General features: G+C 65.5%; 18 protein-coding genes. 5 read left to right on the top strand and 13 right to left on the bottom strand.

Annotation, left to right across the window (positions count from 1 at the left end):
- Nucleotides 1–176: 176 nt before the first annotated feature.
- The 11 genes from groEL to N825_RS26340 form a co-directional block, all read right to left on the bottom strand.
- Nucleotides 177–1,814 carry a molecular chaperone GroEL gene (gene groEL / locus N825_RS26390; RefSeq protein WP_037458683.1) on the bottom strand — a complete coding sequence of 546 codons (1,638 nt, stop codon included), beginning with the start codon at nucleotides 1,812–1,814 and terminating at the stop codon, nucleotides 177–179.
- Nucleotides 1,802–2,620 (bottom strand): metal-sulfur cluster assembly factor, encoded by an 819-nt coding sequence (locus N825_RS26385; RefSeq protein WP_051513168.1) that lies wholly within the window; start codon nucleotides 2,618–2,620, stop codon nucleotides 1,802–1,804. Before N825_RS26385 ends, groEL begins: the two co-directional genes overlap by 13 nt.
- 5 nt (nucleotides 2,621–2,625) lie before the next feature.
- Entirely contained in the window at nucleotides 2,626–3,684 is a 1,059-nt protein-coding gene (locus tag N825_RS26380; RefSeq protein ID WP_051513167.1) for an amidohydrolase family protein, read from the bottom strand.
- A gap of 71 nt (nucleotides 3,685–3,755) precedes the next feature.
- Nucleotides 3,756–4,112 (bottom strand): MmoB/DmpM family protein, encoded by a 357-nt coding sequence (locus tag N825_RS26375; protein WP_037458682.1) that lies wholly within the window; start codon nucleotides 4,110–4,112, stop codon nucleotides 3,756–3,758.
- Between the two features lie 28 nt (nucleotides 4,113–4,140).
- Nucleotides 4,141–5,259: an aromatic/alkene monooxygenase hydroxylase subunit beta gene (locus tag N825_RS26370; protein WP_051513165.1), complete on the bottom strand. Its 1,119-nt coding sequence runs from the start codon at nucleotides 5,257–5,259 to the stop codon at nucleotides 4,141–4,143.
- A gap of 32 nt (nucleotides 5,260–5,291) precedes the next feature.
- Entirely contained in the window at nucleotides 5,292–6,350 is a 1,059-nt protein-coding gene (locus tag N825_RS26365; RefSeq protein ID WP_037458681.1) for an NADH:ubiquinone reductase (Na(+)-transporting) subunit F, read from the bottom strand.
- Between the two features lie 86 nt (nucleotides 6,351–6,436).
- Entirely contained in the window at nucleotides 6,437–8,101 is a 1,665-nt protein-coding gene (locus tag N825_RS26360) for an aromatic/alkene/methane monooxygenase hydroxylase/oxygenase subunit alpha (protein WP_037458679.1), read from the bottom strand.
- A 426-nt stretch (nucleotides 8,102–8,527) separates the two neighbouring features.
- Entirely contained in the window at nucleotides 8,528–8,710 is a 183-nt protein-coding gene (locus tag N825_RS26355; protein WP_037458677.1) for a hypothetical protein, read from the bottom strand.
- Entirely contained in the window at nucleotides 8,707–9,042 is a 336-nt protein-coding gene (locus N825_RS26350; protein ID WP_157619550.1) for a hypothetical protein, read from the bottom strand. The genes N825_RS26355 and N825_RS26350 overlap by 4 nt, the downstream gene beginning before the upstream one ends.
- The gene (locus tag N825_RS26345) at nucleotides 9,032–9,274 is read right to left on the bottom strand and encodes a CDGSH iron-sulfur domain-containing protein (RefSeq protein WP_037458671.1); all 243 of its coding nucleotides are present in this window, start codon (nucleotides 9,272–9,274) and stop codon (nucleotides 9,032–9,034) included. Before N825_RS26345 ends, N825_RS26350 begins: the two co-directional genes overlap by 11 nt.
- Before the next feature lie 10 nt (nucleotides 9,275–9,284).
- Nucleotides 9,285–10,328, bottom strand: coding sequence for an NAD(P)-dependent alcohol dehydrogenase (locus N825_RS26340; protein WP_037458670.1), 1,044 nt, complete (start codon nucleotides 10,326–10,328; stop codon nucleotides 9,285–9,287).
- Between the two features lie 206 nt (nucleotides 10,329–10,534).
- Between N825_RS26340 and N825_RS26335 the strand changes: the two genes are divergently transcribed.
- Nucleotides 10,535–12,433 (top strand): sigma-54-dependent Fis family transcriptional regulator, encoded by a 1,899-nt coding sequence (locus N825_RS26335; protein WP_037458667.1) that lies wholly within the window; start codon nucleotides 10,535–10,537, stop codon nucleotides 12,431–12,433.
- Between the two features lie 10 nt (nucleotides 12,434–12,443).
- Here N825_RS26335 and N825_RS26330 read toward each other — a convergent pair whose 3' ends face one another.
- A complete protein-coding gene (locus tag N825_RS26330) occupies nucleotides 12,444–13,784 on the bottom strand; it encodes a GntP family permease (protein ID WP_342666050.1) in 1,341 nt (446 codons plus the stop codon).
- A 293-nt stretch (nucleotides 13,785–14,077) separates the two neighbouring features.
- Between N825_RS26330 and N825_RS26325 the strand changes: the two genes are divergently transcribed.
- The 3 genes from N825_RS26325 (at nucleotide 14,078) to N825_RS26315 (ending at nucleotide 15,834) form a co-directional block, all read left to right on the top strand.
- On the top strand, nucleotides 14,078–14,320 hold the full coding sequence (locus N825_RS26325; RefSeq protein WP_037458662.1) for an RNA polymerase sigma factor region1.1 domain-containing protein: 243 nt from the start codon (nucleotides 14,078–14,080) through the stop codon (nucleotides 14,318–14,320).
- Between the two features lie 105 nt (nucleotides 14,321–14,425).
- Nucleotides 14,426–14,761: a hypothetical protein gene (locus N825_RS26320; protein WP_037458661.1), complete on the top strand. Its 336-nt coding sequence runs from the start codon at nucleotides 14,426–14,428 to the stop codon at nucleotides 14,759–14,761.
- 62 nt (nucleotides 14,762–14,823) lie between these two features.
- A complete protein-coding gene (locus tag N825_RS26315; protein ID WP_037458659.1) occupies nucleotides 14,824–15,834 on the top strand; it encodes a Tim44 domain-containing protein in 1,011 nt (336 codons plus the stop codon).
- Between the two features lie 43 nt (nucleotides 15,835–15,877).
- Here N825_RS26315 and N825_RS26310 read toward each other — a convergent pair whose 3' ends face one another.
- The gene (locus tag N825_RS26310; RefSeq protein WP_037458657.1) at nucleotides 15,878–16,321 is read right to left on the bottom strand and encodes a hypothetical protein; all 444 of its coding nucleotides are present in this window, start codon (nucleotides 16,319–16,321) and stop codon (nucleotides 15,878–15,880) included.
- 174 nt (nucleotides 16,322–16,495) lie between these two features.
- Between N825_RS26310 and N825_RS26305 the strand changes: the two genes are divergently transcribed.
- A complete protein-coding gene (locus N825_RS26305; RefSeq protein WP_037458655.1) occupies nucleotides 16,496–16,834 on the top strand; it encodes a hypothetical protein in 339 nt (112 codons plus the stop codon).
- Nucleotides 16,835–16,843 lie beyond the last annotated feature (9 nt).

The following is a 16,843-nucleotide window of genomic DNA, read 5'->3' as shown; positions in this document are numbered from 1 at the left end:
TCCGGATCGCTGGAGTTTACACGGTGATGGCTGCTTGGGTAACGATAAAGTTCGGATGATATCTTCTTACCCTCTCCTTCGACTGTTCGAATACAGGCGGCATTCGCGAGATTGACGCACGGGGTCGGCGGTCAGCCCCGTGCGTCTCACCCCCGGCAGGCAGGGAGCGGCGGATCTCACCGCCTGCCAAGCTTCTCCGCTCCGGCCCCCAGCGCCGGTCCCGCCGTCGGGTCGGCACCGTCGGGGCGGTCCGCGATCAGCGTGTGCGTGTTCAGGATCAGGCAGGCGGCGGAGGACGCGTTGCGGACCGCCGTCATGGTGACCTTGACTGGGTCGGTGACTCCCACCTCCAGCAGGTCGGTGAATTGCGCCGTCCGGGCGTCGAAGCCGGTGCCCTTGGGCGCCTGGGCCACGCGGCTCACGATGTCGGCGGCGCGTAGGCCGCAGTTCTCGGCGATGCAGGTCAGCGGCGCCGCCAGCGCCCGCTGGAACAGCCTGACGCCGTCACCGACCCCACCGCTGGTCTCGGCGGCGAGCGCGTCCAACTGGGGCGCCACCTGGATCAAGGCCGTTCCGCCACCGGCCACGACGCCTTCCTCCAGAGCCGCGCGGGCGGCGCTGAGGCTATCGTCCAGCAGTTGGACGCGGCGCTTCTGCTCGGCGGGCGTGGCGCCGCCGGCCAGGATGGTGGCGGTTCCACCGGTCAGCTTGGCGAGGCGTTCGGTGTACTTGTCGCGCTCGATGTTCGGCGGGGCGGCGTCGAACTGGCGCTGCACCTGGGCGCGGCGGGCGCGGATCATCTCCGCGTCGCCATTGCCGCGGATGATCGAGGTGAAGTTCTGGCCGACGCGGACCTGGGCGGCGGAGCCGAGATCGTCGAGCGTCGCCTGGTCCAGCTTGCCGCCGAGATCACGGGCGATGACCCGTCCTCCGGTCAGGATCGCGATGTCCTCCAGCATGGCCTTCCGCCAGTGGCCGAACTCGGGTGGATTCACGGCGACGGCCAGACCGGCGCCGTTCCGGCGGAGCCCCATCAGGCTGACCACGACCTCCGGCGCCAATTCGTCGGCGATGATCAGCAGCGGACGGCCGGTCGCCGAGACCTCGGTCAGGATCGACGCGATCTGATCGGTGGAGGCTATCCGCTGGTCGGTGATCAGGATGTGCGGGTCGTCCAGCACGGCCCGCATGGTCTCCACGTCGGTGACCATGTGGTGGGAGATGTAGCCGCGATCGAACGACATGCCCTCGACCACCTCCAGCGTCGTCTCGATGCCGGGGCCGAACGCCACCTCGACGATGCCGTCGCTCCCGACGCGGCGAAGCGCCTCGGCGACCAACTGACCCAGGGCCGGATCGGTGGCGGCGATGGTGGCGACGGCCTGCAACTGGACGTGGCCGGATAGCGGATGGGCGGAGCGGCGCAGCGCCTCGATCACGGCGCCGGCGGCCTTGTCGATGCCCGCGACCAGATCGACCGGGCTGCCATGGGCCTCCAGCACCTTCAGGCCGCCCTGGATCAGCGCGTTGGCTAGCACGGTGGCCGTTGTGGTGCCATCACCGGCGACCTCGTTGGTCTGCTTGGAGACCTCCCGCACGACCTGGGCGCCCATGTTCTCGAATCGGCATTCCAGTTCGACCTCGTCGGCGATGCTGACGCCGTCGCGGGACACGATCGGCGTGCCGATCGGCCGGTCGATGATCGCGTTCATGCCCTTGGGGCCAAGCGTGCCCTGGACCGCGAGCGTCAGCTTGGCGACACCCCGGCCAAGCGCCTCGCGGGCCTCGGCGTGGTGGAGCATCATTTTCGGCATTGGTCGTGTCCTCCCATTTCCCTTTTGGCCACCCGGCCGGCGATGAAGTCGGCCAGGGTGGGTTCGCCCTCTGTCGGGGCGTCGTCGTAGCGGGCTTGAAGCAGCCCTCGGCACAGGTGGCCGTTGAACTCGGTGTTGATCCGGACACGGCGCAGCAGGGACAGGTATTCGCCGAAAGTCGCCGGGGTGACCGGCTCGCCTTCGGCCGACGTGAACGCGTTGTCGCTGGTTCCGCCCCACTCGCGGCGGATCTCCAGGTAGCGGTCCCTCAACTTGAGGGTTTCCGGGTCGGCGATCGGGAGGGTCGCCAGATGGGGCAGGTCGAGATCGAGGATGTCGGTCACCGCCCAGCCCCGGTCGAGCAGGTGGCGGATCACCGCCTCCTGGCGCCGCTGATAGGCCTTGATCCGGAAGGTCCGGCGCAACTCGTCCAAGTCCTCGTCGGCGGCCTCCTCCGCGAATGTCGCCTTGAAGGAATGGCCCCGCGCCAGCCCCTGGTTGATCGTGTCGGAATACATGTGGTCGCGCAGGTCGACGGTGACCTGCCGGACCCAGGGGAGCGACGACACGGCGGCGCGCATGTCGTCGGCCATCAGGAAGGCGAAGTTGGCGGCGCACCAGTAGGTCGGCAGCCGGAACCCGATATGGACGCGGCCCTCCGCGTCCACCTCGATCCCGGTGACGAAGCGAAGCTCCGTCACCGGCTCATCGAGTTCCGGGTCGGTCACCGAACCCAGGCTCGCCCAAACCTCCGCCGCGCGGGCAGCGCTCGATGGAGCGGCGTCCGCGAACGCAGGGGTGGACATGGGCCTCAGTCTCCTATGGCTTCGGCGACTTGGGCCATCGTGTTCTCCTCCGCGCGGGCGGGGGCCGAGCCGGTGATCCGGGCCCGGTGGGTGGCGACATCGATGTCGTAGAGCTTGGCGGCGTTGAGGCCGAGGATCTTGCGCTTGGCCTCCAAGTTCAGATCGACGCCCTTGTCCTTCTTGATGGTGTCGGGCAGTTCGTGCGCCATGAACCGCTCGACCAGCCACTTGGGCGACCAGATGCCATAGTCGCTGCCATAGAGCAGGCGGTCCGGCCCCAGCCAGAACAGCAGTTCCGAGATGACCTGGTTGAAGTAGTCGGGCCGGCTGTGGATGAAGGGCAGGGCCACCGCCAGCCCGCCATAGACGTTGGGTTCCTGGACTGCGATCCAGCAGAAGTCGTCCAGCCGCGGCAACCCGCAATGCTCGACGATGAAGTTGAGTTCGGGGAAGCTGGTGGCGGCGTCATCGATGTCGGCGACATCGAAGGCGTCGCGGTTGAGCGGCAGGATCGTCGGTCCCTTGTGGACGTGGATGTTCTTGACGCCCAGCTTGACGCACTCGGCCATGTAGCGCTGGGCCCACTCGTCGGTCAGCTTCCAGCCCTTGCTGGCGCCCTTCCATTCGGCGGTGTAGAGCTTGCAGCCCTTGATCTTGTACTTCTCGACCTGCTCGTGCAGGGCCTCGATGCCCGCCTCGCCGTCCCGCGGGTCCCAGGCGCCGTTGAGGATGAAGCGGTCGGGGTATTTCTCCTTCAGGACGGCGTTCTGCTCGATCGTGTTGAAGCCGTTGACGTAGAAGTCCTTGAGGTATGTCGGCTGGAAGATCGCCATGTCGTCGTAGCCGTCGACGAACAGGTCGTTGTACATGGTCTCGGCGCCATAATTGTCGAACTTCTCCTTGGGCCAGACATACTCCTTGGGACTGAGAGCGGTGTGGTAGCCGTAGAAGCAGTCGATGAACTGCGCGCCGTGGATGTTCTTCTGGTTAGCCTTGCTGCCGTCCCACAGGTGGGTATGGCCGTCGATGATGAAGATTTCCTCGCCTTCCGCCGTCTTGAACATGGTTTCCTCCGCCGTTTTTATTATGGGTGGAAAACTCGCCGTCCAGGTTCAGTCGTTCAGGATCCCGTCTTTCAGGTGTATTCGAGCGCGTCATCCATGTTGCCGAACAGCATGACCGTGTTGTCGTCGATCATGACCATGCGGCCGTAATGGGTCGATGTGGAGATCTCGAACAGATGGGGAGTCATCTCGCGGCCCAAGGCCTCGGTGATCTCGTCCATCTTGAACTCCATCTTGCCTTCGCCGTCGATCCGGATCATGGCCGGCATGTAGGTCACCTTGATGCCGGGCTTGTTCTCCATCACCTCGGCGATGCAGCGCGCCTCGACGCTGTCGTTCATGGTGACGCCGCACTGGTGCGAGATCGTGTGCTCGAAGGTCAGGTCCCGCATCGGCTTGAAGATGTTGAAGTCATGGGCGACGCTCATGGCTCGTTCTCCTTATCTTATTTGTTGTTCAGGCTTCGGCGGCTGGCTGGGTGTCGTTGGCCGTCGTCGCGGTCAGGGCGGCTGGCACCTCGATGCCGATCTCGGCGCAGATCGCCTTCAAGCGGTTGGACGCGGCGGCTAGGGCGTCGTTGAACTGGGCGACCTTGACGCGGGGCTGTGACCAGACCGGCTGCAACTGGTTGGCCGCCTTGACGCAAAGCGTGCCGTGTTTCTCCAACCAGCCTTCCATGACCTGGCGGTTGGCCTCGCCATGCTCGGGATCCTGGGCCAGCAGGTGGAACAGCTCGACCGAGTTGGCGAGGTTCTGTTCGTAATCGGCCTCGGCGGCCGATACCACGGCCGGGGTCGCGAAGTCGTTCTGCGCGGCGGCCATCTGCATGATGAAGCCGCTGCGGAACAGTTCGGCGACCAGGGGTTCGAACACGACATTGGTCGCGAAATACTGCTCCAGGTAGTCCGTGGCGCCCATGACCGCCTCGGTCGCCTCGCGGACACCCTGCCAGATCGGGTCCTCCATCCAATGGGTCTTGCCGGCGGTGGCGTCGAACACCGGAAGGTCCATGCCGATCTCGCTCAAGTATAGCGTCAGGTCCTGCGAGAACCTGAGCTTGTACGAGGAGTTGGTCAGGATGGCGTTGTTGATCATCTGGGTGTAGCCGTAGCGCTGGGCCTGCATGGTCGCCTTGCCCAGACCGTATTCGGCGTGCTTGTAGGCCCCGAGATGGTCTTGCAGGATCTTGACCCAGCGGGGGTCGAACCGGGCGGGGGCTCCGGACTTGCGGGCATTGTCGACCACGTTCTTGATCATGCCAACGATGGTGGACTGGCGCTGGTAGTGGGTCCGCTCCCATTCCTGGTCTGGCGCCCGAAACTTGTGCCAGTCGGACGACTTCAGCTTGGTCCAGTCCTTGGAATAGGTCGGGGTGCCGTCGGCGAACGAGATGATCCAGTCCTGGAGCAGGTAGCGCTCCGGGTCGGGCTGGACATCGACCGTCATGTCCTCGTAATGGGTCGCCTTGCGGCCCTTCGGTTCGAAGTAGTTGTATTTGCGGCTGTCCCAACCCGGGAACTTCTTGGCGCCGGCGGCGCCGGACTTGACTTCGGGTTCCTGAACCTGTGCGGTCATTGTCATTATCCTCCCCGTTTTGAAGGTTTATTTTATCGAAGGGCTGGCGTGAACTTGTCGAAGTGGGTGTGCTCCGGCTCGACGCCGGCGATCTGGAGCACCGGCAGTAGCGCGTCGATCATCGGCGGCGGGCCGCAGGAATAGACGTCGATCGCGGAGGCGTCGCCCAACTCGCCCAGATGTCGGCGCACGACCTCGTGGATGAAGCCGGTCTCTCCCGTCCACCCGTCCTCGGGCGCCGCATCCGAAAGCGCGGGCACGAACCGGAAGTCGGGCAGGCGGTCCATCAACTCGGCGAAACGGTCCAGGTAGAACAGGTCGCGGGCCTGCCGGGCGCCGTAGAAGAAACGGATCGGCCGGGAGGGCTCGCCGCAGCCGATCTGGTCCTGGAGGATCGACCACAGCGGCGACATGCCGGACCCGCCACCCACCAGCACCAGCGGGCCGGTGCGGTTCTCTCGCCGGAGACAGGTGCCGTAAGGCCCCCGCAGCATCAGCGGGTCACCGACCCTGAGGGCGCCATCCAGCAAGGCCGAGAAGGCGCCCTGGCCATACTTCTTGATGATGAAGTGGAGGCGCCGGGGATCGCTGGGCGGGTTCGCCATGGAGAACGAGCGGGTGACGCCCTTGCCGGGCACCGTGATGTCGACATACTGGCCGGCCCAGAACTTCAGCGGCTGCTCGATCTCGAGTTCCAGGCGGAAGATGTCGTGGGTCAAGGGGACGATGGCGGTCAGCCGGGCCGCGAAGTCCTTGACCGCGATGCTGCGCGACAGCAGGTCCTCGTCGTAGTTCAGCAACTCGACTTCGATGTCGCTATAGGCGAGCGTGCGGCACAGCAGGATGTGGTTGGTGTCGCGGTCCATCTCGGACAGCGCGAAGGTGGAATATTTCAGCAGTTCGACGTCGCCATCGACCAGCACGCATTTACAGCTTGAGCATTGTCCTTCCTTGCAGCCGTGCATCAGGGAGATGCCTTGGCGGAACGCGGCATCGAGAACGGTTTCCCCTTCCTCGACCTCCATTTCGATGCCGGCGGGCTGCAACAGGACCGTATGGACCGCGCGGGCGGCCAACGGGTTCTGGGTCATGTGCGGTTCCCCTGGACGTGTTTCCGGCCATGGCGGACCGGAGGCGGGGAGCGCCTTGGCGGCGCTCCCCCTTTCCCCTTGAGGCGTCAGATCTTGTGGACCTTGAAGCCCTTCTTGTACTCGGCGATGTGGGCGTCGCGCTGTTCCGGGGTCATGCCGCGCAGCGTGATCAGGGGGCTCTTGATCTCGTAGCCGCGGACATGGTCCAGGGTCCACATGTCCTTCTCCTCGAACGACAGGTGGGGCTGGGCGATCAGGGTCTTACCGTCGGGGCGGACGAAACCCATGTCCTTGATCGCGTCGGCCAGATCCCAGCCGTGATACATGCTCTCCCACTCGCGGTGGCCGCTGAAGCGGCCCATCGCCGGGGTCGGGCGTCCCTGGTACTCGCCCTGGAAGGCGACCTTGTGGGTCCAGCGGTCGACCTCGTGACCATAGGTGAAGATCTCGCCGTCGACCTCGTCGACCACGATGTCCTCGCGGATCAGGCAGGGAACGAGGTTGGACCAGCAGCGGTGCGGATAGACGTAGCCGGTGTCCACGAAGGTGATCGGCGGGTTGCCGGGCTTGCTGAGCTTGGCGTAGTTCTCCCACCAGGCGCCGAACTCGTCGTACCAGCCGGGATACTTGTGCTCGAACCACTCGAAGTCCCGCTCGGTCATCGCCTCGATGCGCCAGAAGTTGGCCCACCAGCCGGCGGAGAAGAACTGGGCGACCTTGTGGACGTAGTTCTTCTTGACGATCCGGTCGAACGCCTCGTGGACGTCGTCGTGGTGGATCTTGATGCCGTACTTCTCCAGCGGCAGCATGTATGTCCGGTAATAGTCCTCGAAGATCCAGCGGTGCCACAGCTCGGCGTAGCTCTCCTTGTTCTTGTCGCGGTTGGTCGTGCCGTATTCGATGATGGTGCCGATGGCGGCGTCGACGATCGCGTGGTTCTGCCAGAACGCGTATTTGAGGTCGCGTTCCAGGAGCTGGTGGTTATCCGGGTTGTTGAGGATCGACATCAGCAGCGAGTGGCCGTTGCCGATGTGGCGACTCTCGTCGGATTGGACTGACAGGAAGACGGTCGGCAGCGCGTAGTCGCCATTGCGGGCGGCTTCCGACGGCATGGCGACGAACAGCGTGTTGGTGAACGCGGTCTCGGCGACGACGGTCAGGTAGATGTTGGCGGCGGTGATCGCGTCGCCGGTGACGAAGGCCTCGCCGAACTGGCGGCCGATCGAGGTCGCGTAGCACTTGCCGAAGGCGGCTTCCGTGATGTCGAACCCGGCCGGGTCGATGTAGTTCTCCATGTACCACTTCTTCAGGTTCATCTGGATGGTCGAGTGCCTGAACTCGTCGACCATCTGCATGGTGAACCCGGTGCGCAGATCATCGCCAGGCGCCAGCCGTCCGACCATCGCCATGGAGCGCGCGGCCGAGATCTCGGGGAACGGGATGATCGCCAGGAACAGCTTCATCCACTCGACCCAGCGGGGCTCGACGTTGCGGAACATGTCGCCGCGCAGCGCCGCGTCGAGTGCCCCGTAGACCCGGTTGTCCTTTTCCTCCTGCATGGGGAAGTAGGAGCGCAGCACCTGCTTCATGGGGTCCTTGGGCGCCTTGGAGATCTTGTAGTCGGTCGGGAAGGTCATGGCCTCCTGGACGTAGGATGGCGTCCAGCCGAGATCCGCGACCCGGCGCGCCGCCTCGCCGATGCTGATGCCCTTCTGCGCGATGATCTTGTTGAGCGTCAAACCGTCAGGCATTGTCTACTCCCTGGCTTCTTTGTTGGCATGGAATCTTGTTGGATGACAGATTTCCGCCTTGGCCGGCTTCTCTGGCCGGCATGAGTCGAGCTTGGGTTGGCGATCCTTGACGTCCCAGAACGTGTCCGCCGCCTGGGATGCGGAAATACTCCGCGGCACCGCTGTCAGGACCGTTTTCCCGCACTACTTCCTTGTTTATTGCACCGCATCATGGGCGGTGCATTGTTATGTCTGTAATACTTAGCAAGGGGTGTGCCAACTCTTTGTGGACCTTGAAGGGCTTGTGGTTGCTGGCGTTTTTCAAGGTTTCCCATACGTGACCTAAGGGCTTTGTCCCTTTGTGGGACGGCGGGGCCGTGAACGGTGTTTCAAAACGGGTCGGTTGGGGCGGTCGTCACCGGCTTGGTCGTCCCCGCTTCGCGCCACTCACTTCCCCGCGACCTCCGCCGGCTTGGCCTTCTTCTCCGCGATGTAGCGGGCGCCGAGGATCAGGGCGCCCATAGTGAAGTCCTCGCCATGGGCGGCGATCATCTCCTGGGACAGGTCGGCGAGGCGTTTGAAGAATTCGTCCTTGGAGGCTTCCTCGTCGGACGCCGGGTTGGCGGTCATGGGCTTCTTCCTTCCTGCGGGTCGTTCAATCGGTTGACGATGTCTTCCAGTTGCTCGATCAGGGCCTCGCGCTCGGCCTCGATCCTCTTGGTCTGCTCCAGGACGTCGCGGTGCTCCCGCTCCAGGTCGGCGAGGCGGGCGGCGTGTTCGGAAGAAGGTCCCGCCTCCAGGAGTTGGCGGCAGTGCTCCATCTCGAACTCGACGCCCGCGCGCCGGCCCTCCCGAGAGAGTTGCGCGGAATTCAACTCGGTCAGCTTGGCCACGATGGCGTAGCGTTCGGCCATAAGCGTTTGGAACGGGTCGTCGCGGTCGGAAGTCCGGTCAGAGGTCATTGTGGTGGCCGTCGCACAGGGGCGGGTTGCCGGTTCGCTTGCAGCCGCACAGGAAGATGGTCCCGGTGCCGGGTGCCCTCCACCCCATGGGGCTGATGCCGGTGCCGGCGTGGGAGCCGTCGCAGATCGGCTGTGTGCCGCTGCGACCGCAGCGGCACCAGAACACCAGATCGCCTTCCTCCACTTCCCATTCATAGGGACCGGCCTGGGCGACTTCCGGTTCGATGTTCATATCCGCACTTTCAAGGGATCAGCACGGCGCGGCCTTTGACCTTGCCATGGTGCAGGTCGTGGAGCGCCTCGTTGGCCTGTTCCAGCCGGTACTCGCGGGTCGCCAGCTTCACCAAGCCGCGGTCGGCCAGCGCCATCAGCTCGACCAGTTCGGGATATGTCCCGACCAGGTTGCCGACGATGGTCTTCTCCGAGGTGATCATCTCGATGGTCGGGATCTCGACCTTCCCGCCATAGCCGACGATGTAATAGAAGCCGCCATTGCGGGTCATGGCGAGCCCCTTGGCGACGGCGTCGCCCTCGCCGACAAAGTCGATCACCGCCTCCGCCCCGCGCCCGCCGGTCAGTGCCAGGATCTGGTCGACCTCGGTCCTGTCGGACTTCACCAGATGATGGGCGCCGCACTCCTTGGCCAGACCGAGCGCCATGTCGGACCGGTCGACCGCGATGATCTCGGCGGCGCACAAAGCCGCCAGCACCTGGACGCCGATATGGCCTAGGCCGCCGACGCCGATCACGACGGCGTACTCGCCGGGTAGCAGGTGGCGCGACGCCTTCTTGGCGGCGCGATAGGCCGTCAGCCCGGCATCGGTGTAGGGGGCGACGTCCTTGGGAGTCAGGCTGGCCGGCAGCTTGATCAGCGACCGCGCGCCGGTCAGCAGGTATTCGGCGTAGCCGCCATTGGTGTTGATGCCGGGGAACTTGCTGTCGGTCGCGTGCATGTCGTCGCCGCGCCGGCAGGCGAGGCAATGGCCGCTGGTCACCAGGGGATGGCAGATGACGGGATCGCCGACCTTGATGCCCTCGACGCCAGAGCCGACCTCCTCGACCCAGCCGGCGTTCTCGTGCCCCATGATGTAAGGAAGCTGGACATTGGCCTTGTCGCGCCAGATGCCCTCGACGATGTGCAGATCGGTGCGGCAGACGCCGGCTCCGCCGATGCGGACGATCACGTCGGTGGTCTTCTCGATCCGGGGATCGGGAACCTCCTCGTAGCGGACATATTGGGGACTGGTGAGCGAGGGGTCGAATTCGTACAGCACGGCCGCCTTCATGGATGATCCTCCCTTGTCTTCTGTCGTCTGGTTTCTTGGATGAACCTGGGAGGGACAAGGCAACCGGCGTGCCAGATGTGAAAACGCCGGAAATCGGCGGCGTCGCGCCGGGCTCGCCGGAATTGGGTGTTTACATAATCAACGTCCGCCCACACCCTCGGCGTTCAAGACTTGCACATGACAGGTCACCAGGGGAGGAACGGGACATGGGATCTCTGTCACCCGCCGAGCGCCTGCGACTGGCTCGGATCGCCCTTCAGGATCGTGGGATCGCCTCGCCGGAACTGCTCGCCCCGGAAATCCTGCGGTCGTGGGACCGTTGCCTGGAGGCGGGATTGGAGCCGCACCGAACGCCGGAGGTCATCCACGTCGACGAGGCCATCCTGCGCCAAGCGCGGGAGCGGTACGAGGTGACGCGCCGGCTGGCTCTGGCCGAGATGCACAACCTCTATCACCAGATTTCCGGCTCCAACTTCATGATAGCGCTGGGTGATCCCGATGGGATGGTGCTCGACACCATCACCGACGACACCTTCCGCACCACGGCGGACGCCAAGAACATCCGAGCCGGGGGGCTGTGGGGAGAACTGTCGCAAGGGACAAACGCGCTGGGACTGGCGGCGGGGATGCGGGCGCCCGTGACGGTTCATGGGGCGGAACACTTCTTCACCATCCATGGCGGGCTGACCTGCAACGCGGTGCCGATCTTCGGACCGACGGGCGATGTCGCGGCGGTGCTGGACGCGTCGAGCGATTGCCGGTCGCGCCAGCGGCACACCATGGCGCTGGTCAAGATGTCGGTGCGCCAGATCGAGAATGGCTTGTTCCGCGAGGCTCACCGGAATGATCTGGTTCTGATCTTCCACACCAGGGCCGAATACCTGCGGACCCTGAGCGCTGGTCTGCTGGCGGTCGATGGGTCGGGCCGGGTGCTGGCGGCCAACCGGCAAGCCGAGTTCTTCCTGCAAGGCTTGCCGGCGCGGCCGGGCCATCACTTCGCGGAGTTGTTCCGGACCGGTTTCAACCAGTTCCTGGACGAGGGACACCGGCGCGAGCGGGTGCGGCTGGAGGACCATGAGGGCAGCAGCTATGTCGTCGCGATCGACAACCTGCGCCAAGCGTGTCCGATCCACGCGGGGAAGGAACGGCGGGCACCGGAGGCGAAGGCGCGGGCTCCCGTCGCGCGGGCCGATTGGGTGACTGATTTCGTGGCCGAGGACCCGGCCGTGGCGGCGGCGTTGCGGCAGGTCTCGGGAGCGGTGGCGCGGGCGGTGCCGATCCTGATCCGGGGGGCGACCGGGACCGGCAAGGAGCTGGTCGCCCGCCACGCCCACCGCGCCAGCGGCCGTCCCGGCGCCTTCGTTCCGGTCAACTGCGCCGCCTTGCCGGATAGTCTGGTCGAGGCCGAACTGTTCGGTTACGCCGAGGGCGCCTTCACGGGGGCGCGGCGCGGCGGCGCCCGGGGTTTGGTCGCGGAGGCCGATGGCGGCACGCTGTTCCTGGACGAGATCGGCGACATGCCGGTCCAGTTGCAGAGCATCCTGCTGCGCCTGCTGGACGATTGGACCATCCGCCCGGTCGGCGGTGGCGCCCGCTCCAAGGTGGATGTCCAGCTGGTCGCGGCGACCAATGTGGACCTGGAGGTGGCCGTGGCGGCCGGGAGGTTCCGTGCCGATCTGTTCTACCGTCTGAACACGGTGGAGGTGGAACTGCCGCCGCTGGCGCGCCGGGCGGATTTCGCGGCGGTCGCCCGGCACCTGCTGCGGGCGATCGACCCCGGCGCCCGCCTGACCGACGCGGCGGTGGCGGCTCTGGCCGAGCGCCCCTGGCCCGGCAACATCCGCGAGTTGCGCGGCGTCCTGACCCGGCTGGCGATCGCGGCGGGCGTGGGCGGCGTGATCGACCTCGCCGATGACGGCGGGACCGCGCGCGGAACGGGCGGCCCCGGAGCGGAAGCGACGCTGGAGCGCGCGGTGATCGACCGGGTGGTGGCGACCTGGGAGCGGACGGGTGGCAACGTGGCCGAAACCGCCCGAATCCTGGGTGTCACCCGCAACACCGTCTACAAGAAGCTGCGGGGACGCCCCGAGGCCTCTTCGCGTTAGAACCGGCGTGTCAGAAGGAGCCGAGCATCGTTCCCAAGGTGATGACCGCGATCAGCGACGTGACCGGGATCGCGACCGCGACCACCAGGATGTCCACATAGGATTGGCGGTGGGTCAGCTTGCAGATCGCCAGCAGCGTGATGACGGCGCCGTTGTGGGGCAGGGCGTCGAAGCCGCCGGACGAGATCGCGGTGACCCGGTGCAGCAGTTCGGGATTGATGCCCGCCGCCTGGCCGAGTTGGGCGTAGGTGGCGCCCAGCGTTTCCAGCGCGATGCTCATGCCGCCGGATGCGGAGCCGGTCACGCCGGCCAGCACGTTGACCGCGACCGCCAGCGAGATCAGCGGGTTGTCGGGCGACAGGTTGAGCACGGCGTCGCGAAGGATGGCGAAGGCCGCCAGTGACGCGATCACCGCGCCATAGCCGACCTCCGACGCCGTGTTGAAGATCGGCAGCAGCGAGCCCATGGCGCCGTCGTTGATCGAGGAGGCGATCCGGTCGCGCAGCACCCGCCAGTTGAGGGCGGCGACCGCGACGCTGCTGATCACCAGGGCGATGATGATGGCCCAGGTGCCCTGGACCTTGTTGACGGTGGTGGCGCCGTATTTTGGCTCCGCCAGATATCCGGTGTCCCAGGTCGGGATGAGGTGGTTGGTGAAGACGTAGTTCAGCGCGATGACCAGCACGATCGGCAGGACGGCGACGAGGATTCCGGGAGCTCCGACCTCCTCCTGGTCGATCGCCATGGCGCCCACCGAACGCGGGCGCGGGCTCACGCCGGACGCGGTGGCCGGATCGTCGGCGTGATTACCATAACCTTCACCGGCGGCGTGGGCGCGATGGTGGCGCCAGCCCAGCCACGCCGTTCCGCCGACCAGCATGATCGCGGCGGCCATGATGCCCAGTCCCGGCGCCGCGAAGGCGTCGGTGCCGAAATAGGGCATCGGGATCAAGTTCTGGATCGCGGGCGTGCCGGGCAGCGCCGTCATGGTGAAGGTGAAGGAGCCCAGCGCGATGGCGCCGGGTATCAGCCGCTTGGGGATCTCGGCTTCGCGGAACAGCGCCACCGCGATCGGATAGACCGCGAAAGCCACCACGAACAGCGAGACGCCGCCATAGGTCAGGATACCGCAGGCGAGCACGACCGCGAGGATCGACCGCTCCGCTCCCAGTTTCTGGACGATCCAATGGGCGATGGCGCGGGCGGAGCCGCTGTCGTCCATCAGCTTGCCGAACAGGGCGCCGAGCAGGAAGAGCGGGAAATACGTCGTCACGAACCGGCCGGCCGCGGTCATGAAGACCTGGGTGTAGGTCGCCAGCAGAGGGAGATCGCCCGCGAACAAAACCGCCATGACGGCAAGCAAAGGCGCCAGGATGAGTACGGTGATGCCTCTGTATGCCAAATACATAAGCAATACGAGAGATAAAATGATGCCGAAAAGCCCAACCATGGGAGTTTCCCCTGAGATGATTTTGCGCGGTTCTATCGACGCGGACCGTCCGAATCAAATGAGTCGACGCGCCTGTTGGTGATCATTTGGCGAAGTCTAATCCATAAGGAGAGGGGGCTTGTGGACGGCGGACGCGACAAAATCATGGTTAACGTGTTGAATCGCTTGACTGTAACGAGGGTGGAGATCCTGTCATGGCCACGGTTGACCGTAGTTTTCCGCTGTTGAGGCTGCTTGATATCGGCCGTCGGCAGGGCTGCGTCACGATCGGGGAGTTGAACAGGTTGCTGCCGATCGCGGACTGCGACATCGATGCCGTCGCCAACGTGCTGGACACCTTGCGGAGCAGGGGTGTCAGCATCGTCCTGACGCGTTCGCCCCCTGGGAGCGGCGACTTCCGTCTGTTGAACGACGATAGGGTGATCTATCCCCTTTGACCCGTCGATGGGGTTCGGGGGTCATGGGCGATACCTCCGGCGCGTCCGATGGCTGAGGCGGACCGGCGGGTTAGGCTTCGGGTAGCGAAATCCGGAGGCGTCTCCATGCCCATGCCAGTCCGCCACGCCCTGTGTGGCCTTGTCCTGTTCCTGATTCCTCCGACCTCGATTCCCGCGCCAGCATTCGCCCAGGGTGTGACACCCTACGATACCTATCAGGATGCTTTCGGGGCGCCGAATCATACCGGCAACCTGACGCCGCTGCCGGATGACCGGCGATTGCTGGGATCGTCACTGCCCCCGAGCGATCCTTTCTCGGAGCGGACGAGGCCCGCGCGTGGCTTTGGCGAGATCGCCGACACCGGCGCCAGCTACTGGGAGTGGCGGGCCGATCTGGCTCGGCAGGCCTCGTCGGCGCGCGATGGCATATTCAAGCGCTGAAATCTCGGTCACGAGACCCATATAGGGGGCTACGAATAACAAGACCCTCATAGAAGCAGGTCATGACACAGATCACAAAGTCCCGGCGCGGCAAGGCGCTCGTCGTTCTCGCAGCGGTGCTGACGCTCGCCGCGACCTCGGTGGTGGAAGCCCGTCCCGGCAAGGGAGGCAGCTTCGGCAGCCGCGGCGCCCGAACCTATGACGCGCCCGCCACGACCACCACGGCGCCCAACGCGGCGGCCCCGATGCAGCGCTCGGCCACCGACCGGCCGGCGGCGGGTCCCGCCGCGACCCAACCCGGCGCTCCCGGCATGCAGCGGCCCGGCGCTCCCGCCAACCGCGGCTTCTTCGGCGGCTTGGCCGGCGGCCTGTTGGGCGCCGGTCTGATCGGTATGCTGCTGGGCGGCGGTTTCCTCGGCGGCATGGGTGGTTTCGCCTCGATGCTGGGGCTTCTGCTCCAGGTGGCCCTGATCGGTGGCCTGATCTGGATGGCGGTGCGCTTCTTCAAGAGCCGCAACCGGCCAGCCTATGCCGGGGCGGGGGCTCCGTTGAACCGCGACGGCGCTCCTCCCCGGTCGCAGGGCGGGCCGATGGGTGGTCCCCTGGGCGGAATGATGGGTGGAGGCGGGCGCGCCGCCCGGCCGGCCACGACCCCCAAGGGCGTCGATGGCGTCGGCATCGGTCCGAGCGACTATGAGTCGTTCGAGCGGCTGCTGCGCGAGATCCAGACCGCCTATGGCCGAGAGGACAAGGCGGCGCTGCGGTCGCTGACGACTCCCGAGGTGATTTCGTACTTCACCGAGGAACTGGACGCCAACGCCGCGCGCGGTGTCGTCAACCGTATCGAGGACGTCAAGCTGGTCCAGGGTGATCTGGCCGAATCGTGGCGCGAGGGTGCGGTCGACTATGCCACCGTCGCGCTGCGCTATTCGCTGGTCGACTACACCGTCCAGCGGAGCGACGACGCCGTGATCGACGGCGACCGCTCCAAGCCGGTCGAGGCGGTCGAGGTCTGGACCTTCCAGCGTCCCGCTGGCGGCGGCTGGGTCCTGTCGGCCGTTCAGCAGGCCTGATAACACCGCGGCGGGGGAAGGCTGGCGTCCGCCGGTCTTCCCCTCACCATTTGACGAAGATGCCGACATCCCCCGGCAGGCCGCCTGGAAAGCTCAGGATCTGGGCGGACAGCCGATAACCCACCGGGGCGAGTTCCGCTTCGAAGAAGTCATAGGCCCGCTTGGCGTAGCCGGTCAGGGTCTCCGGCCATTCCGGCTCGGTGTTGTTGATGGCGCGTCCGCCGTCCGTGCACCATGAACTGGGAAAATGGAGGATCATCAACTCCTTGTCCCCACGTTCAACCGCCTTCCGAACCGCCGTTGAGAAACGGTGTTTGACGTCGGGCAGAAGTTCCCGCTCAAGGAATGCCGCGTGCAGATGTTCCTGTTCCAATGCCAGATGCTTGCGCGCCTCCATGGCCTCGCGGGCCTGTTTCCGTTCCTTCTCCTCGATCAACTCGTGGATATCCTTTGGAGTCAGCAGGGCGTCTGGATCCAGGTCCGTCATGTCACGCCTCCGGGCGTCTTGGGAAGATCGGCAGCCTAAACCTCGTGACCCAGGGGTCAAAGCATCTTACGGTAGGTCGAGACGCCTCCCACCGGCCCTTAGCATGTCTCTTTCGTGTGGGATGGTATACCGGACGATCCCCGTGTATTGTTGGGTCGAACCAGGAGGGATACCGTGAGCAAATACGAGGAGCAAGCCTACCGTGTTGGAGGTGGCAAGCCCAATCCCAACGCCAAACCCAATGTGCCGCTATTGAAGAGCCAACTCGCCAGGCTGAGGCACGATCTGGAACAGTTCATCGCCCGCAAGCCAGATGGATCGGTGATCGCTCCCCTGAAGGAGCGAATTCGGGAGATGGAGGCGACGATCGCCAGCGCCGAGGCGGAAAACAAGCGGGAGCGCCAGTCGGCGCGCAATTCCGACGATGACGACGACACGGGAACGCGGCAGGAGCTGCGGTCGACATCCAGCCGCTTTCCTCCCCGCGGACGGCCGGGACGCTCGGGCATCTGAGGCGACGGT

Source organism: Skermanella stibiiresistens SB22 (assembly GCF_000576635.1).
Lineage (GTDB): Bacteria > Pseudomonadota > Alphaproteobacteria > Azospirillales > Azospirillaceae > Skermanella > Skermanella stibiiresistens.
Note: the sequence above shows the minus strand (reverse complement) of the source record. Positions and strands in the feature narration are given on the sequence as shown.